The organism is bacterium endosymbiont of Bathymodiolus sp. 5 South (genome assembly GCF_900128535.1).
Classification (GTDB): Bacteria; Pseudomonadota; Gammaproteobacteria; order PS1; family Pseudothioglobaceae; genus Thiodubiliella.
On the sequence record NZ_FQTR01000028.1, the window covers coordinates 1 to 18,096 of the forward strand.

The 18,096-nt window shown below is 38.6% G+C and carries 15 protein-coding genes and 2 tRNA genes; 2 read left to right on the plus strand and 15 right to left on the minus strand.

What is annotated here, in order from left to right; genetic code table 11:
• Positions 1-143: 143 nt before the first annotated feature.
• The 9 genes from BBROOKSOX_RS04395 to BBROOKSOX_RS04435 all read right to left on the minus strand — a co-directional run bounded on the left by BBROOKSOX_RS04395 (position 144) and on the right by BBROOKSOX_RS04435 (position 8,665).
• Complete coding sequence (locus BBROOKSOX_RS04395; protein WP_139660039.1) at positions 144-626, minus strand: hypothetical protein; 483 nt, start codon at positions 624-626, stop codon at positions 144-146.
• Positions 627-698: 72 nt separating this feature from the next.
• A complete protein-coding gene (gene fba / locus BBROOKSOX_RS04400) occupies positions 699-1,760 on the minus strand; it encodes a class II fructose-bisphosphate aldolase (RefSeq protein ID WP_139660040.1) in 1,062 nt (353 codons plus the stop codon).
• 92 nt (positions 1,761-1,852) lie between these two features.
• Positions 1,853-3,301: a pyruvate kinase gene (pyk, locus tag BBROOKSOX_RS04405; RefSeq protein WP_139660041.1), complete on the minus strand. Its 1,449-nt coding sequence runs from the start codon at positions 3,299-3,301 to the stop codon at positions 1,853-1,855.
• A gap of 3 nt (positions 3,302-3,304) precedes the next feature.
• Positions 3,305-4,465: a phosphoglycerate kinase gene (locus BBROOKSOX_RS04410; RefSeq protein WP_373896611.1), complete on the minus strand. Its 1,161-nt coding sequence runs from the start codon at positions 4,463-4,465 to the stop codon at positions 3,305-3,307.
• A complete protein-coding gene (locus BBROOKSOX_RS04415; protein ID WP_139660043.1) occupies positions 4,465-5,277 on the minus strand; it encodes an HNH endonuclease signature motif containing protein in 813 nt (270 codons plus the stop codon). Before BBROOKSOX_RS04415 ends, BBROOKSOX_RS04410 begins: the two co-directional genes overlap by 1 nt.
• A complete protein-coding gene (gene gap, locus BBROOKSOX_RS04420; RefSeq protein ID WP_139660044.1) occupies positions 5,267-6,262 on the minus strand; it encodes a type I glyceraldehyde-3-phosphate dehydrogenase in 996 nt (331 codons plus the stop codon). Before gap ends, BBROOKSOX_RS04415 begins: the two co-directional genes overlap by 11 nt.
• Positions 6,263-6,295: 33 nt before the next feature.
• Positions 6,296-8,281 carry a transketolase gene (tkt, locus tag BBROOKSOX_RS04425; protein ID WP_139660045.1) on the minus strand — a complete coding sequence of 662 codons (1,986 nt, stop codon included), beginning with the start codon at positions 8,279-8,281 and terminating at the stop codon, positions 6,296-6,298.
• A gap of 154 nt (positions 8,282-8,435) precedes the next feature.
• Positions 8,436-8,511: transfer RNA gene (locus BBROOKSOX_RS04430), tRNA-Thr, on the minus strand.
• A 77-nt stretch (positions 8,512-8,588) separates the two neighbouring features.
• A tRNA-Met gene (locus BBROOKSOX_RS04435) sits at positions 8,589-8,665 on the minus strand.
• Between the two features lie 67 nt (positions 8,666-8,732).
• Between BBROOKSOX_RS04435 and coaE the strand changes: the two genes are divergently transcribed.
• A complete protein-coding gene (gene coaE / locus BBROOKSOX_RS04440; protein ID WP_257607765.1) occupies positions 8,733-9,365 on the plus strand; it encodes a dephospho-CoA kinase in 633 nt (210 codons plus the stop codon).
• A gap of 38 nt (positions 9,366-9,403) precedes the next feature.
• Here coaE and BBROOKSOX_RS04445 read toward each other — a convergent pair whose 3' ends face one another.
• From BBROOKSOX_RS04445 to pstC, 6 genes are read right to left on the minus strand one after another with little or no spacing between them, the layout of a single operon-like run.
• Complete coding sequence (locus BBROOKSOX_RS04445) at positions 9,404-10,630, minus strand: phosphate regulon sensor histidine kinase PhoR (RefSeq protein ID WP_218973701.1); 1,227 nt, start codon at positions 10,628-10,630, stop codon at positions 9,404-9,406.
• Positions 10,631-10,665: 35 nt separating this feature from the next.
• On the minus strand, positions 10,666-11,370 hold the full coding sequence (locus BBROOKSOX_RS04450) for a response regulator (protein ID WP_257607764.1): 705 nt from the start codon (positions 11,368-11,370) through the stop codon (positions 10,666-10,668).
• Between the two features lie 9 nt (positions 11,371-11,379).
• On the minus strand, positions 11,380-12,060 hold the full coding sequence (gene phoU / locus BBROOKSOX_RS04455; protein WP_139660048.1) for a phosphate signaling complex protein PhoU: 681 nt from the start codon (positions 12,058-12,060) through the stop codon (positions 11,380-11,382).
• Positions 12,061-12,077: 17 nt separating this feature from the next.
• On the minus strand, positions 12,078-12,905 hold the full coding sequence (gene pstB / locus BBROOKSOX_RS04460) for a phosphate ABC transporter ATP-binding protein PstB (protein WP_139660049.1): 828 nt from the start codon (positions 12,903-12,905) through the stop codon (positions 12,078-12,080).
• 9 nt (positions 12,906-12,914) lie between these two features.
• Complete coding sequence (gene pstA, locus BBROOKSOX_RS04465; protein WP_139660050.1) at positions 12,915-14,195, minus strand: phosphate ABC transporter permease PstA; 1,281 nt, start codon at positions 14,193-14,195, stop codon at positions 12,915-12,917.
• Positions 14,188-15,564, minus strand: coding sequence for a phosphate ABC transporter permease subunit PstC (pstC, locus tag BBROOKSOX_RS04470; protein WP_139660051.1), 1,377 nt, complete (start codon positions 15,562-15,564; stop codon positions 14,188-14,190). Before pstC ends, pstA begins: the two co-directional genes overlap by 8 nt.
• Positions 15,565-15,916: 352 nt before the next feature.
• On the opposite strand from pstC, the gene BBROOKSOX_RS04475 reads away from it, so the two are divergent.
• On the plus strand, positions 15,917-17,455 hold the full coding sequence (locus tag BBROOKSOX_RS04475) for a hypothetical protein (RefSeq protein WP_139660052.1): 1,539 nt from the start codon (positions 15,917-15,919) through the stop codon (positions 17,453-17,455).
• The last annotated feature ends 641 nt before the right edge of the window (positions 17,456-18,096 follow it).

The window sequence follows — 18,096 nt, forward strand, 5'->3', positions numbered from 1 at the left end:
CTTATCAAAATCAATTTTTACCAAAGAAGCAATAAAATCTTTTAAATGTGCATGATGATTAGTAAAAAGATATTGAATAACTGCAACAGAAACACCTGTTAACACAACCAGTATACTTAACTGAGATAAAATCTCCTGCATTATTATGCTGGCAAAATATCGTTATTTATCTTATCGAATAAATTAGATATAAACGCACCCATACTCTCGTGGTTAAAATTAGCAATAGCCTTGGTGCTATTTTTATCAGTTTCGTAACGGAAAGCATTGTTACCCACAACAATAAAATTAGGCAATTCATCAAAATTTGAAGCAATCTTTAAATTACCTTTAGACTGTTGGTAGAAAGTATTATGTTCTTTATCATCAATTTCCTTTTCAACAATAACACTTACTGTGTTGCCATTCTTAAGCACTTGTTGAAGTTTATCGGTTAATTGATTGTAAAAACGCTTCAATAATTGATTAGAGATAATTTTTACATCCTCCTTATCTCTAATCGCTTTTTCAAAAAGTTTATTAAAAAGCAACAAAGCATTTTCTTCGCTGGCGTTATGAATTTCTTGATCTTTCTTGTCGTTATAACACTCTATTACAAACTCCTCATAATCAAAATCTTTGCTCATAATATTTACCTATTTATTAATAAATTCAAAATATTCCACTTTTAATACAATAACCAATTGAAATAGTGTCGTTTACTTAATCTGTGCATCTAATTCACCAGACAAATATCTTTGACTCATCGTATCTAATGAAGAGACTTTGATTTTATCAGCATTGCCAGCTGAGCCAAAAGCCTCAAAACGAGCAGCACAAATATCACTCATCGCATTGGTGGCTTCTTTTAAGAATTTGCGTGGGTCGAAGTTAGCCGTATTTTCAATCAAATGCTTGCGCACTGCGCCCGTTGACGCCATACGCAAATCAGTATCAATATTAACTTTACGCACACCGTGCTTAATGCCTTCAACGATTTCATTCACTGGTACGCCATAAGTTTGACCCATATCGCCGCCATGATTGTTGATGATTTCTAACCAATCTTGTGGCACTGAAGACGAACCGTGCATAACTAAATGTGTGTCGGGGATGCGTGCGTGGATTTCTTTAATACGGTCAATACGCAATACATCACCTGTTGGTTCTGCGGTAAATTTATATGCACCGTGTGAAGTGCCGATAGCAATAGCAAGCGCATCAACATTCGTGGCTTTAACAAAATCAGCCGCTTCTTCAACTGAAGTAAGCAACATATCTAAATCTAGTTTACCTTCCGCGCCATGACCATCTTCTTCGCCCATCATGCCAGTTTCAAGTGAACCTAGACAACCTAACTCACCTTCCACAGAGACGCCGCCTGCATGTGCCATTTTTACCACTTCAGCAGTAACATCAACATTGTACTCAAAGCTGGCTGGCGTTTTCATATCAGCTTCTAAAGAGCCGTCCATCATCACCGATGAAAAACCCGATTGAATTGAACGCAAGCAAATAGCTGGCTCAGAACCGTGATCCTGATGCATTACCACCGGAATATGCGGATACATTTCAGTCGCTGCAATGATAAGATGACGCAAGAACGGCTCACCCGCATAAGAGCGTGCACCTGCAGAGCCCTGCATAATAACGGGGCTATTGGTTTTGTCTGCAGCCTGCATAATCGCATGCACCTGCTCCATATTGTTAACATTGAATGCCGGCATACCATAATTGTTTTCTGCCGCGTGGTCTAATAATTCTCTTAATGAAATTAACATATTTCTTTCTCCTTATTTTTTTACTTAAATCAAATATTTAATGTTACTTGTTTACTTAGCAACAATAACACACTTTTTATACTACTTTACCCTTATAAATCGTCATCACCAACACGCAAAATCTTCATTAGATTGGTGCCGCCCGATTGATTTACATGCATTCCTTTGGTTAATATAATCAAATCGCCTTCCTCAACAATTTTCTTATCTTCCAATATACTCACCACTTTCCCATTAACCTCTTCCCATTCTGTATCATTCATTTTGTCGATACCACAAGGATAAACACCCCGATAGAGTGTCGTTTTACGCAAAGTGGCAACACTGTCACTCATGGCATAAATTGAAATATTGGAACTCATACGCGACATCCACAAGGGTGTTTTTCCACTTTCAGTAAGGGCAACAACCACTTTAACGCCTAAATGGTTGGCAGCATACATAGAACTCATAGCAATGGTTTCATCAATATCACTGAAACACTCGTGTAGGCGATGGTGTGAAACTTTTGCAATGGGGCTTTTCTCAGTTTCTATGCAAACATCGTGCATGGTCTTCACTGCATTCTCTGGATAATCACCTGCTGCGGTTTCGGCGGATAGCATCACTGCATCGGTACCGTCTAATACCGCATTTGCCACATCGAACACTTCTGCACGCGTTGGAATTGGGTTGCTAATCATTGACTCTAACATCTGTGTTGCAGTAATCACAATACGGTCATTTGACCTGGCTAATTTAATCAATCTCTTTTGCTGTGCTGGCAATTGTGGGTCACCAATTTCAACACCCAAATCACCACGCGCCACCATAATGCCTGCTGATTCTTGAATAATATCATTGATAACTTCGTCTACCAAAGACTCGGCACGCTCAATTTTTGAAATCACGCCTGCATCAGAGCCTGCCGCTTTCAATAACTTCTTAGTAAGACGCACATCATCGCCACTCACTGGGAACGATAAAGCCACATAATCTGCTTTTGCTTTGGCAGCAGTTAGTATGTCTTTCTTATCCTTTTTAGTGAGTGCATCAGCCGATAAACCGCCGCCACGAAGATTGATACCTTTCTTATCAGATAAAATGCCACCCTGCGTTACCACAGTATTAATTTTATTGCCTTCAATGCTGATAATTTCTAGAACAATCTTGCCATCATCAAGTATTAAAATATTGCCCACTTTAACTTCTTGTGGCAAGGTTTTGTAAGCAATACCCACACCATCTTGATTGCCAGAAGTCTCGCCCATATCTGCGTCAAGTGCAAACTTATCACCGATATTTAACTCAATCTTTTTTTCATCTTTAAAGCCAGCAACACGAATCTTTGGACCTTGTAAATCCATCAAAATACCCACATAGGTATTATTATCATGTGCCCAATTGCGTACGGCTTTCACTCTACCTAGGTGTTCTTCTACACTACCGTGAGAAAAGTTAATACGCACAACATTCACGCCTGCTTTTAGAATACTTTCTAAAACACCAGGCTTATCCGTTGCTGGGCCGAGTGTGGCTAATATTTTGGTTCTTCTAAGCAAGAATTACTCCGCAGCTCGAAGTTCTAGAATCTCTACAGCTGGTAACTTCTTACCTTCTAAGAATTCTAAGAACGCACCGCCACCAGTAGAAATGTAGCTTACTTTGTCTTCAATATTGTACTTATCAACCGCTGCTAAAGTATCACCACCACCTGCAATTGAGAATGCATCAGAATTAGCGATTGCCATCGCAACTGTCTTAGTGCCGCCTTCAAACTGGTCAAATTCAAACACACCAACTGGACCATTCCATACGATAGTACCTGCATTTTTCATAATCTCAGCCAGTTCTTGTGCAGAATCAGGACCAATATCAAAAATCATATCGTCATCTACCACTTCTGATGATGCCTTGGTTTCAGCGACTGCAGACTCTGAAAACTCCTTACCGCAAACCACATCATTTGGCACTGGGATTTCACAGTCTTGCATCAGTTTTTTAGCCGTTGGAATCAAGTCGTCTTCACACAGTGACTTACCAACATTATGACCTTGTGCTGCAATGAAAGTATTAGCAATACCGCCACCAACCACTAATTGGTCAACAATCTTGGATAAAGACTCCAATACTGTTAACTTGGTTGATACTTTAGAACCACCAACAATTGCCACCATTGGGCGCTTAGGGTTGTCTAATGCTTTACCTAATGCTTCAAGCTCACCCGATAACAACGGACCAGAACAAGCAATCGGCGCATACTTAGCAACACCATGTGTTGAAGCCTGTGCACGGTGTGCTGTACCAAATGCATCCATCGCAAAGATGTCACACATCGCTGCCATTCGCTTAGACAAGGCATCATCGTTTGACATTTCACCTTTATTAAAACGCACATTCTCGCAAAGCACCACTTCGCCATCACTCATCTCAACACCATCTAGCCAGTTTTTTTCTAAACGCACTGTGACACCTAATAACTCACTCAGGCGATCAGCAACAGGTTGCAAGGTAAACTCATCGCTCGCCTCGCCCTCTGTAGGGCGACCACGGTGTGACATTAACATGACTTTAGCGCCTTGCTTCATTGCCATTTCAATGGTTGGTAACGATGCCTTAATGCGTTTATCGCTTGTTACCACGCCCGCTTTAATGGGTACATTTAAATCTTGACGAATCAGTACTTTTTTACCGCCCAATTCTAACTCTTCTAAATTTATAATCATCAATTATCCTTCCATATTTTTCCAACTAATTTAGGGCTTACAATAAAAGGATTATAATTTCCTTGTATTTTCATAATCTGTTTATTGCGCCTCCTCTCTTTATCACTCACTGGATCTTGCTTGTGCCACTTCAGTAATATCTTTTGTGCCCATGGGGTAAAGTTATTGCCTGTTAATATAGGAGAGTGCCAATCTTGGACCTTGTCATAATAAGCCGTTAGTAAATAAAAGTACCCTCTAGCAAGGTCCCCCTTAAACTCATCAATTGGCTCAAAAAACTTTCCTGTTAACTTTTTGTTTTGTGCTCGGCCCATTTTAGATTTATTCGTAGAAAATTTAGTTTTTTTACTATTCACAACACCTGCATACGGATAAGCAGCACGCATATTGTTCACATATCCATCTGTAGGATATATATGATACAAATCGGTTGCCATTGGCACATTTAAACTACCACCCCACCAAGTTTTTGGAAAAGAATGCTCTCTGTTATAACAATCCCCTTCTTTCTTATAATGACCACATTGATCAGTAAAAAACTTGTAAATATACGCTGTATTATCACCATTATATGAATAAATATCAAACACTTTATCAGGTTGATTTGGCAAGGCATCGGTTTGTTTAAATGCCTTCCATAATTCCCTATACTTCAAAACCTTGTGTTTGCTTATTATGTGAAATAACTGCTCTCTAAGCGGCTCTCCTGTAACTGCTTCCTTGGCAACAGGGGTAGATGAACAACCATATAGCGTTACTAAGGTAACACTAAAAACTAAAACAAGTATTTTTTTATAAAGCCTATGCAACATGTTGTACTAATCTTAGCATATTACAAGTATAACCATACTCATTATCATACCAAGAAACCAACTTGACAAATGTGTCATCAAGTGCGATACCTGCATTCGCATCAAAAATTGAAGAAGCACTCACGCCACGGAAGTCAGACGATACCACCATATCTTCTGTGTACTGTAATGTACCCTTCATTGCACCCTCTGCAGTTGCTTTGATAGTTGCACAAATTTCTTCGTAGCTGGCAGGCTTGTCTAATTCACAAGTCAAGTCAACAACTGAAACATCTACCGATGGAATACGAAAAGCCATACCTGTTAGTTTGCCGTTAAGCTGTGGCAATACAACACCGACTGCCTTAGCAGCACCTGTTGAGGAAGGAATAATGTTCTCAAATACAGCGCGACCACCTCTCCAATCTTTCATTGAAGGACCATCAACTGTTTTTTGTGTTGCAGTAGAGGCGTGAACCGTTGTCATTAAGCCACGCTTAAGTCCCCAGTTGTCATCAATGATTTTAGCGATTGGCGCTAAACAGTTAGTGGTACAAGACGCCGCAGAAACAATCGCTTGACCCTCGTAAGAATCGTGGTTAACACCGTATACAAACATTGGTGTGCTGTCTTTCGCAGGTGCTGATTGCACCACTTTTTTAGCGCCAGCATCAATATGCGCTTGACAAGATTCTTCAGTTAAAAAGAAACCCGTACAGTCAATGGCAACATCTACATCAATATCGCCCCACTTAAGATCGGCTGGATTACGCTCAGCGCTAAGACGAATCTTCTTACCATCAATGATAAAATTGTCGCCTTCAACAGCAATATCGCCATCAAAACGACCTTGTGCTGTGTCATACTTAAGCATATATGCTAAATAATCATTTTCTAATAAGTCGTTAATACCGACTACTTCTAACTCTGGAAAGTCCTTTTTAATTGCACGAAACACCATACGACCGATACGACCAAAACCATTAATACCTACTTTAATTCCCATTTTCCTACTCCTTTGTTTATATTTTTTTAAAAATTATGCTAAAACTTCATTGACAGTTTTAACCACATTATCGACTGTGAAACCAAATTCTTTAAACAACTGATCTGCCGGTGCACTCTCACCGAAGCTCGTCATACAAACCACATCGCCTTCTAGACCAACATACTTGTACCAAGCATCACCAACACCTGCTTCAATCGCAACACGCTTCACGCCTGGCGTTAATACAGAATCTTGATATGCTTTATCTTGTGTGTCAAATGCATCTGTTGAAGGCATTGAAACCACACGAACTTTTTTATCACTCATTGCCGCAGCACTTTCCACTGCTAAACCAACTTCAGAGCCGGTTGCAATTAAAATGATGTCTGGCGTGCCTTCATAATCTTGCAATACATAACCACCTTTTTCAATACTTGCCACTTGTTCAGCCGTTCTTTTCATGGGCGTCAAATTTTGTCTTGAGAACACCAATGCAGTCGGTGCATCGCATCGAAGCATAGCCATCTTCCAAGAAACTGCTGACTCAACTGCATCACAACCTCTCCAAGTTTGAAAATTTGGAATCATTCTCATGGTTGCCAATTGTTCAACAGGCTGATGTGTTGGACCATCTTCGCCCAAACCGATAGAATCATGTGTATAAACATAAATCGTACCAATTTTCATGAGTGCCGACATACGCAATGCGTTACGCATGAATTCCATAAACATAAAGAAGGTTGCGCCATAAACTTTGAAACCACCATGCAAGACCATACCATTCATCATATGTGCCATACCAAATTCACGCACACCCCATGAAATATAGTTACCCTTAGCGTTTTCTTTGTTGACTTTAACGGTGCCTGACCAGTTAGTAAGATTAGAACCCGTTAAATCCGCACTACCGCCAAACATTTCTGGTAATAATGGACCCATTGCTTCAATCGCGTTTTGACTTGCTTTGCGTGATGCAATATTTGGCATTTCCTCTTGAGTCTTAGCAATGAACTTATCCATCTCAACTGCAAAATTTGCTGGCAGATCACCCGCCATACGCCGCTCAAACTCGGCTGCTTCTGCTGGAAATTCTGCCTTATAAGTAGAAAATTTATCATTCCAAGTGCTTTCGTCTGTCGCACCTTGTGTTTTGTGGTTCCAGCCTTCGTAAACATCAGCAGGAATTTCAAATGCTGCGTGGTCCCAGCCCAGTTGCTTGCGTGTTGCTGCAATTTCCTCGTCACCCAAAGGGGCGCCATGACAATCATGGGTGCCAGCAAGATTTGGCGAGCCAAAGCCAATGGTTGTTTTACAACAAATCAAACTTGGTTTGTCGGTAACTGCTTTCGCCTCTTCAATCGCTTTGTTAATTGCGTCTGCATCATGACCATCAACAGCAACCACATGCCAATCGTAAGACTTGAAACGACCCGGAACGCCTTTCTCCATCCAATCGCCAATATGACCATCAATCGAAATGTCATTATCATCCCAAAAAGCCATCAACTTGCCCAGACCTAAAGTGCCTGCCATTGCGCAAGACTCGTGTGACAAACCTTCCATTAAACAACCATCGCCCATAAAGACATAAGTGTTATGGTTCACAATTTCATGATCTGGCTTGTTGAATTGTGCTGCCAAAGTGCGTTCTGCAATCGCCATACCCACAGCATTAGTGATACCTTGACCTAATGGACCTGTTGTTGTTTCAATACCCTCTATATAGCCGTACTCAGGATGTCCCGCAGTCTTTGCATGCAATTGGCGAAAATCCTTAATGTCATCAATTGACAAATCAAAGCCTGTTAAATGTAGCAATGAATAAATCAACATTGAACCATGACCATTAGACAAAACAAATCTATCTCTATCTGCCCAGTTAGCATTAGTTGGATTATACTTCATATGGTCGTTCCAAAGCACTTCGGCAATATCTGCCATGCCCATTGGGGCACCCGGATGACCTGAATTGGCTTTCTGAACTGCATCCATACTTAAAGCACGAATCGCATTTGCTAAATTTCTGCGTGATGACATATTAAATTTCCCTGATGAAAAACTCAATGATTATACGCAAAACTCTAAATTTATCAACACCACTCGCAAACACCTATAATATCAACAAATAAAGAATAAACCATTTTTTTATGGGCGAAAAAAAAGTCATCGCAAGATAACTTTTTTTATAAAATGGTGCCGAAGGCCGGACTCGAACTGGCGACCTACTGATTACAAATCAGTTGCACTACCAACTGTGCTACTTCGGCGTAATGATTTTGAAAATTATACAATCTTATTTAAAATACATTGCGCTTTTTATTGCGATTGTATAAACCCTCAAATATGGTGGTTATAGGTGGACTTGAACCACCGACCCCAGCATTATGAATGCTGTGCTCTAACCAGCTGAGCTACATAACCATGAAGAGCAATATTATCGGGACTTTTGCCATAAAAGTCAATAGATAATTACAGGTGAAGGTTTGTGATGCTAAAATCAACGCCTATGACAACACTTAAAATTGCACTAACAGGTGGCATAGCTTGCGGAAAATCACAGATGGCTCAGATTTTTGCGAAGTTGGGTGCTGATGTTATTCGGCTTGATGATATTTCCAAACAAGTAACTACGCCTGGCTCAGATGGTCTTAGAGAGTTGGTAGGCACCTTTGGCAAAAGGATCCTTAATCAAGATGATAGCCTTAATCGACAAGTGTTACGAACCCTCTTATTGGAAAATGAAAGCAATAAAAATCACATTGAAGTTATTTTGCATCCAAAAATATTGAAAATAATGCAAGAATGGCAAAAAAATTCAAAAAAAATCTTAAATATTGTAGAAATCCCCCTACTGATGGAGAGAAAATTAGCCTATCTGTTCGATAGAGCCATTATTTTGACCTGCAATGAGAAAAAACAACTAAAAAGACTGAAAAATCGTGCAAGTATTGACGAAAAACAAGCAAAAAAGATGATTTCTATACAAACCAGTCACGAAAATAGGTTAAAAATTTCTGCAGAATTACCCTGTGATATTATTGAAAACAATGACACACTTGCTGATTTAAAAAAGCAAACTCAACAGTTATATCAAAAGCTCAACCAATCTGTAAACATTTAACGGGTTTGCCTACTATTAAATATTTGGTGAGAGTTTCATCAATTGTTGACTAGGAAACAAACTTTAAATGTCGAGCCACTACCTACTTTACTATCAATAGTTAATACTGCATTATGTCTCTGAGCAATGTGACTAACAATAGCCAACCCCAAACCTGTACCGCCTTGTTCTTTAGACCTACCCTTATCAGCCCGATAAAATCTTTGTGTTAAATGCGCTAAATGCTTATTTGGAATTCCTTTGCCAAAATCTTGGATATCAAGACATAACTTGTTACCACCATTCGCATACCACCTGACGATGATTTTTGTCCCCTTTGGGGTATAAAATATTGCATTTTGTATTAGGTTAGCACATAAACTAATAACTTCTGTTTCAACACCAACTATCACCTCATCGGTATTAATCTCTACCGTCACTACTTGATTTAAATCTTGACACACATGATTAATAACCTTTTCCATATTTATGCTGGTGCTGATATCTTGAATATCATCGGTGCTTTCTAAGCGTGAAAGTGTTAACAAATCTTCAATGATATTTTGCATTCGTTTGGTTTGTTCGTATGCAGTATCAATCGGGGTAGATAATGATTTTGGTAAATTTTTATCTTCTTTGATCATTTCCAGATAACCTGAGATTACCGTTAGTGGTGTGCGTAATTCATGAGATGCGTTTGAAATGAAACTTTTACGCATTTCTAATGTTTTGTTTCTTTGCGTTATATCGCGTGCGATTAACAACTTTGAATTAGCGCCAATTGTAATAATTTTTAATAATAATTGTATAGACGAATCTTTAGGGGACTCTATTTCAATCTCACTGCCGTCTTCATTAGCGTTCAATAATTTATACAACTTAGGAGAGCGAATTAAATTGTTGATACACTGCCCTCTATCATTTTTGACAATATTTAACAAAACAGATTTGCTATTGCTCCAATCAACTTCGTTATTTTGATTAAGAACAATAGCAGCATAAGGAAACCCTTTTAAAATACTTTGTGAGCGTTTTAACAAAGCATTCATGCGCTTTTTTCTACTGCTACTTTTATTTTTGTCTTGTAGCACTTGATAGTTAATCTTGTCCCATATTCCATCACTATCTGGCACATTATTTTGACCAGTTCCGTTAATTACCCAAGTGTAGAACTGATAAGTCTTGTAATACATCCAAACAATATAGCCAAACAAACTGAATGCTATACTTATTAGCCAAGCATCTGTTAACAAGCCACCAACCAGTATTACAAATATAACACTCACTATGCGCCACTTCTCAATAGACAAAATAGAGGGCTTCATGATGTTGTATTAGCGCTAAATCGATAGCCCATATTGCGCACAGTTTGGATGTACTTATCTACCTCGCAAGGTTTTAATATTTTTCTCAGTCTTAAAATATGGACATCAACAGTGCGTTCATCTATAGCAACAAACCTTCCCCAAACCTCATCCAATAACTGAGAGCGATTAAACACCCTGTTTTTATGTTTCATCAAAAAGTGTAACAATCGAAACTCAGTGGAGCCAATAGTAATAGCTTCACCACCGATGGTTAATAATTGTTGTACTGGGTTAATAATAATGTTGTCAATAATTAACTCATCACTGGCAGTAAGCCCTTGTGACCTGCGTAATAAAGAACGAATACGCGCATCTAACTCTTTTAACAATACTGGTTTGGTCATATAGTCATCAGCGCCCATATCAAACCCCTTCACTTTGTCTTCTTCACTAGATTTTGCTGTTAACATCATAATTGGTAAATACTGAAAACCCTCAAACTTCCTGATTTTGCCAATCAGCTGAGTGCCGTCAACATCTGGCAACATCCAATCAAGCAACACTAAATCTACATCATTATCACCCAATAAACTTATTGCTTGAGCGCCTGTGCTGGCCTTAAGTATGTTGTACTGTTTAGCTTGAAGAGATACGCTAAGCATTTCTATTATCGCCTTATCATCTTCAACAATTAAGATTGTAAACATATCATTGTTCATACAATTTCCCTACTTTAATTCAATATGGCGAACATCCTGACCTTTAACTAAGTAAACCACATACTCACAAACATTCTGAGAATGGTCACCGATTCGCTCTAAAGCTCTGGCACACCAAATAACATGCAACATAGTTTTAATATTACGAGGGTTTTCCATCATATGTGTGACCAATATCCTAGAAACTCGGTCAAACTCCTCATCAATTTGTCTATCCGTTTTAGCTATTCTAGTCGCCTGCTCTACATCCATACGGGCAAATGCATCCAGTGCATCTCGTAAAATAGTAATTACCTTGTCCCCCAATCTAGAAAGTTCTGCGTACATATTGACACCCTCTTTCATAGAAGTTAGTTTTTGGGTGTAACGACCAATTTTTTCTGCCTCATCACCAATACGCTCAAGGTCTGTGATGACCTTAATAATTGCAATAATAAGTCTAAGGTCTCCTGCAGCGGGCTGCCTTTTAGCAATAAGTTGGGCGCAACTTTCGTCAATCTCAACTTCAATTTTATTAATTTTATAATCTGATTCCGCAACCTCTTTTGCCAGCTCACTATTTTGTTCAATAAGTGCACTAATGGACTTTTCTACTTGCTCTTCAACCAACCCGCCCATCTTTAGAGCTTTACTTTTGACACTCTCTAACTCTTGATTATACTGTCGTGAAATATGTTGTTGTGTTTCCATGAATAGCCTCCTAATTATTATCCAAACCTACCGGTAATATAGTTTTCAGTTAATTGATGTTCTGGGTTAGTAAATACAGTATTGGTATCATTCACTTCAACCAAATAACCCAAGTGAAAGTAAGCAGTTCTTTGTGATACCCTAGCCGCCTGTTGCATAGAATGCGTGACTATTGCAATGGTGTATTTCTTACTTAAATCAATCATTAACTCTTCAATAACGGCAGTCGCAATTGGGTCAAGCGCAGAAGTTGGCTCATCCATCAAAATAACCTCAGGGTCAATGGCAATTGTTCTGGCAATACATAATCGTTGCTGTTGACCACCAGAAAGCCCAGTGCCGGACTTGTGTAATGAGTCTTTAACCTCTTTAAACAGACCCGCTCGAATTAAACTTTTTTCTACCAACTCGTCAAGCTCAATCTTACTACTTGCTAATCCATGTAGCTTTGCGCCATAGGCAACATTATCATAAATAGATTTTGGGAAGGGGTTTGGCTTTTGAAAAACCATTCCGACCCGTGCGCGTAGTAAAACAGGGTCTTGTTGTTTCTGATAAATATCTTCATCATCTAATTTAATATCGCCACTTATATGGCAGTCTTGAATGGTGTCGTTCATCCGATTAAGACATCGTAAAAAAGTAGATTTTCCACACCCAGACGGACCAATCATCGCAATAATTTGATTTTTCCCAATATCTATATTTGCATCAAATATGGCTTGTTTTTCACCATAAAAAACATCAACATTACGAGTAGAAAACTTTGCATCCTTAATAAAAGGCTTGCCAACAGTTTTGTCAATTTTTATATCAAATTCTTCACGCTTTTCTATGTTTATCATAATTTTATTCTACCGTTTCTTTTCAAATTTTCTACGCATTATTACAGCTAACAAATTCATGACGATTAAAAACCCTAACAATACCATGATGGCCGCTGAAGTTCTCTCTGTAAATGCGCGTTCTGGTGAATCAGACCATAAGTATATTTGTACTGGAAGCACCGTAGATGGATCTGTAATACCTTGGGGTACATCTGCAATAAAGGCAACCATGCCAATCATCAACAAGGGCGCAGTTTCGCCCAATGCTTGTGCCATGCCAATAATAGTGCCTGTTAGTATGCCAGGCATAGCAGCTGGAACAACATGGTGAAAGGTGGTTTGTACGCGTGATGCACCCAAACCTAACGCCGCCTCACGGATAGACGGGGAGACAGCCCTTAATGACGCCCTAGAAGAAATAATGATAGTAGGGAGCGTCATTAATGTTAATACCAAGCCTCCAATCAATGGAATTGACCTCGGAACCCCAAAAACCCCAATAAACACTGCCAATCCTAACAACCCAAAAACAATGGAAGGCACAGCGGCTAAATTATTAATATTAATTTCAATAATATCCACCCATCTATTATTTTTTGGTGCAAATTCTTCAAGATATATGGCCGCTGCAACACCAATGGGGAAAGACAAAAGCATGGTTACCAACATTGTCAACAACGAACCAATCATTGCACCTTTGATGCCCGCTTGTTCAGGCTCTCTAGAATCTCCTTGGGTAAAAAAGTTGATATTAAATCGTTTTTCAAGGCGATTTTCAGCCAGTAACTTATCAATCCAAACCAGTTGGAAATTTTTAAGTCTGCGGTCTGATTCTGGCAAAGACCTGTCAATGCCACCTTTCATAAATACATCAACATCATCCCTAGCTAGAAACCATAAAGATTGTTTAGTATTGATAATATCGGGATTATTAATAACAAGATCCCTAAGTTGGTATCTTGCACTTTTGCTAACTAATTGTCTAAGCGCTTTTTTTTGTTTCCTACCCTTAACACCGGGAAATAGTGTTTTTAGTGACTGGTTAACAACCTTTCTATAATTAGCACTAAATAACGCTTTCTCGTTATATTTATCAACTAAGTTTAACAATTTACTATCTATATTGACATCAATATTAATATAAGTTTGTTGAAAAGCCGGAAACCCTGTTGTTGAGATATTTATCAATAATGACAACAAAAATGCAATACTAACAGCAATAGCGCTTAACCCATAAATTTGAAAACGCTTTTCCTTTGCATAGCGTTTGGCTAATTTATTTTTTATTTTTTTTGTATTACTAATCATATTGTTCTTGATATTTACGCACTACATATAATGAGATAATATTAAGCACCAATGTGGTTAAGAATAGCCCTAATCCCAACGCAAATGCTGCGAGCGTTTTTGTACTGTCAAACTCTTGGTCACCTGTTAATAAGGCTACCATTTGCACTGTAACTGTCGTCACTGCTTCTAAAGGATTGAATGTTAAATTTGCTGACAAACCTGCTGCCATGACCACAATCATCGTCTCACCAATTGCACGAGAAGCAGCTAACAACACGCCACTAACAATACCAGGAAGCGCTGCAGGAATAATCACTTGCTTGATGGTTTCAGATTTAGTAGCACCCATTGCATATGAGCCATCACGCAGTGCTTGTGGCACAGCAGAGATAACATCGTCTGACAGTGAAGATACAAATGGAATAATCATTACACCCATTACAATGCCCGCTGCCAATGCACTTTCAGATGACAAACTTAAACCAAGCGACTCACCCAAATCACGAATAAAAGGGGCGACTGTTATCGCAGCGAAAAAACCATAAACAACTGTTGGAATGCCAGCTAGCATTTCTAAAACTGGCTTGGCAAATAACCTAAATCTAGGCGACGAATATTCTGATAGGTATATAGCCGACATAAGTCCTAAAGGAACAGCAATCATTAGGGCAACAAACGAAATTAATAAAGTTCCAACAAATAAAGGCAAGGCACCAAAACTACCAGAACCGCCGACTTGGTCTTCACGAATAGCCTCTTGGGGGCTCCAATGAGCACCAAATAAAAAATCAAATACATTAACAGTTTTAAAGAAAATAATAGATTCAAATATCACTGAAAATATAATACCAACTGTGGTCAAAACTGCAATTAAAGCACAACCAATCATAGACCAGCGTATTAACCTCTCAACCAAATTGCGCGCTTTCATTTCTGGTTTGACGAAAGCTAATGCAATAAACATACCCATAAACGCCAAAACAAAAACGATGAGCGATTTAACCCAATTGCTAAACTCAATTAACTCGTTATAATAAAAGACTGCATGGCGCTTAACCTCATCACTTATAGTCACACCTGAATGAGATAAATTAATAATCTCATTAATAAACAACTCAACTTCGTCTGCTGATGACTGCTGAAACTGTACTGGTAATTGGGCAATAATCGCAGAGTTAATAACAGATGACTCTAAAACAGACCAAAATAATAAAATTAATAATGCAGGGGCACTACTCCAAAATGCAATCAAATAGCCATAGTGTTGTGGCAATGAATGCAAACGCTGATTACTCTTATCAGACAATCTGATTGAGCGCTTCTTTCCAATGTAATACCCTAGAAGCAACAACGCCATGAGTGCAGTAAATATGACTCCAAAGGTCATGTTAATTCCTTAAATACAAAACTTATCATACATATACAGTTAGTTAATTTCACCTTTGACAATGCATTAGGATTTACCCTAAATTTTCAACGATAAGATTATTGTTGCCGTTTTTATCAAATTAATGGGTGAAGTTTAATAAGTCAATATGACAGAATTATGACAATAAGGTTTTTTATCTTACCCATGTCGCCATTAGTGGTTTTTTCCTATAGGGCGCCCTCCAAAACCCCAGAACAATTGATGAAACACATAAAATAGCACTTGTATACAATAAACCTAAAAAATACTTGACAAGTCTTAAAATTAGTAATACAATTTGGGTTACTAAATTATAAAGTGAGCATTCAAAATGAACCTAACATCTTTTAACACAAACTTTATTCGCATTCCTCTATTAAGCATAACTCTCATTGCCTTAACCAACACAACCATTGCAGGCGGACGCAATGGGCATAGCCTAATGAGTGATTTCTTACTAAACAAAGATTCAATAATTATTGATTTAAGTGCTGATTCCTCAATTGATGTTTCTGGTCATGCTTTAGTATTTAACCGAGGTGCCCTTGGTGTGGATAACGATGATTTTGATGAAAAATTCTCACTTGCTAAGACACTGACTAGCATTCTTGATAGTAGCGGCGCTACAACGAATAATTCTAATACTCAACTCCTAAATAGTTTACTAGATACATTTAACATCAGTTCAGAAGCTAAGATCTCAAAACATAACATTAATTCAAAAGCCGTTTTACAAAAAAGACAAAGAAGAGAAGAAAGAGAAGAAAGGGTCTATCTTTCAGACATGTCTCCAACTGCAATATTCAACCGTTTTGATCTGAGTGCCAGCAATGGTGAGCATTGTGGCGAATACCGAGTTGCTTACCATAAAAACTATGGCACTAGATTATTTCTAATCTTTGAGGCTCAATACCCTAACCCAGAGCCTAGTAAAGGCAAAAAAGGGTGTTTTGCAGTAGCAGATTTTTGGCAAAAAATAGGACAGATGAGTAAAGCGGATGCTCTAGTACAACTAGAAAAGTTCTTCTACAGAGGTTTAGAGCACAATGGTGTTAAATTGCCCGCAGTCATTAACTTTGCCCACTATACCCATGGCACAGGTCAAGTGCGCTCTAACTCATTCGTTCAGAGTCCATGGCAACTTAGAGAATTTAAAACCGACATCAACAGCCAAGGAGAGGTTGTTTTTGTCGCTGATACCGTTAAATCTAACCCAATAGCTAGGCTCTTTGCCAATGAGGGGGATAGTTTAGCGCCAGAGGGTGATTCAGATCCATATTCGAAAACTGGCATTGACCCTCACTGGGGGGTTGGTCCCCGTCCGAAGATTCCTACCAAGAAGCATGTAATAGAGTCAGATTCGTTAAAGGCTTTAAGGGCTCGCTTTAATCTTGATTTTGCTGGTTATGTTGATAACTTGTTAGCGCCTGAAAGGCGTGCAAAGAATCCTAGTTCTAGCGACATTATTAATGGCTTTAGTTTGGATAATGATGACAGTTACAATGAACTCCAATCAGATTCAAGTGAAAGTAATAATACCGCTAACGGTAGAAACAAAGACTTAAGCGCAATCATCAAGGCAAAACTAACAGCGTTAAATTTGTCAGATTACAGTGTACAAATGATTAGAAACCGTGCTGAAGCAATGAGTTGTGGCGGTTGCCATCAAAATAGCAACAATGCAGAAATTGCCCCGAATGTTAACTGGCCAATGAGTGGAGATTTTGTTCATGTTGATGAGCGAGGCACTCTGTCTCCAGCATTGACTGAGCAATTCTTACCTGCTCGAGCAACTATATTAAAAGATTATTTGCAAAAATACAAAACTCTAAAAAAAGGGGAGTATCGTATTTATGGGGCGGATCATTAGTGTTAAAAATGATTTTGATGGATTTTATAATGCGTTAAATTATCCTAATAATCAAGCCTTTGCCACTCTTTCAAGCCGATGGTTCAATCACGGCGTGGGGTGACTCAGACTGGGGGCATTACCAACAGTAACCGATTAAATATAGATTGACATCAGTCTTTAATTTTTTTTAGCAAATAATCCAAGTTTTTACTTGGGTTGTTTGCTATATGGCAATAAAAAGTTAAAAAACCTCTAAAATACTCAACTTACCAAAAAACCTAGATGCTCGCTGGGCTACCAAGAAACTCATTCTGGTTATAAAAACCATGTCAATCAGTAAATTGATTACATTAGCTCTGCTAATAAACACGATTCACAATTACTTAAGGATTTGGTGGGTAGAGACGATGTAGCGCTTACGCCGATAGTGCTTATCGCTCACAAGAGATTGAAAGATTACCTAAGTGGGATTAAATGCAACCTCTAAGTTCACGAAAAAGGCATGAGAGACAACCCACTTAATGTGCAACAAAAAGTCAATAGAGACTTTTGCATAATACCAAATTCAAAAAACAACTAAACCAAAAAACTCCACTCCCTACTACACAAATTTTTAATAAAACCATCCTCACTTAGTATTTCATTCCAAGCCTGACAAG

Excerpts from the sequence above, each read along its gene's own strand:
- BBROOKSOX_RS04395 (WP_139660039.1), bottom strand. The coding sequence starts at position 626 with ATGAGCAAAGATTTTGATTATGAGGAGTTTGTAATAGAGTGTTATAAC.
- fba (WP_139660040.1), bottom strand. The coding sequence starts at position 1,760 with ATGTTAATTTCATTAAGAGAATTATTAGACCACGCGGCAGAAAACAAT.
- BBROOKSOX_RS04410 (WP_373896611.1), bottom strand. The coding sequence starts at position 4,465 with ATGATTATAAATTTAGAAGAGTTAGAATTGGGCGGTAAAAAAGTACTG.
- BBROOKSOX_RS04415 (WP_139660043.1), bottom strand. The coding sequence starts at position 5,277 with ATGTTGCATAGGCTTTATAAAAAAATACTTGTTTTAGTTTTTAGTGTT.
- gap (WP_139660044.1), bottom strand. The coding sequence starts at position 6,262 with ATGGGAATTAAAGTAGGTATTAATGGTTTTGGTCGTATCGGTCGTATG.
- tkt (WP_139660045.1), bottom strand. The coding sequence starts at position 8,281 with ATGTCATCACGCAGAAATTTAGCAAATGCGATTCGTGCTTTAAGTATG.
- coaE (WP_257607765.1), top strand. The coding sequence starts at position 8,733 with ATGCTAAAATCAACGCCTATGACAACACTTAAAATTGCACTAACAGGT.
- BBROOKSOX_RS04450 (WP_257607764.1), bottom strand. The coding sequence starts at position 11,370 with ATGAACAATGATATGTTTACAATCTTAATTGTTGAAGATGATAAGGCG.
- phoU (WP_139660048.1), bottom strand. The coding sequence starts at position 12,060 with ATGGAAACACAACAACATATTTCACGACAGTATAATCAAGAGTTAGAG.
- pstB (WP_139660049.1), bottom strand. The coding sequence starts at position 12,905 with ATGATAAACATAGAAAAGCGTGAAGAATTTGATATAAAAATTGACAAA.
- pstA (WP_139660050.1), bottom strand. The coding sequence starts at position 14,195 with ATGATTAGTAATACAAAAAAAATAAAAAATAAATTAGCCAAACGCTAT.
- pstC (WP_139660051.1), bottom strand. The coding sequence starts at position 15,564 with ATGACCTTTGGAGTCATATTTACTGCACTCATGGCGTTGTTGCTTCTA.
- BBROOKSOX_RS04475 (WP_139660052.1), top strand. The coding sequence starts at position 15,917 with ATGAACCTAACATCTTTTAACACAAACTTTATTCGCATTCCTCTATTA.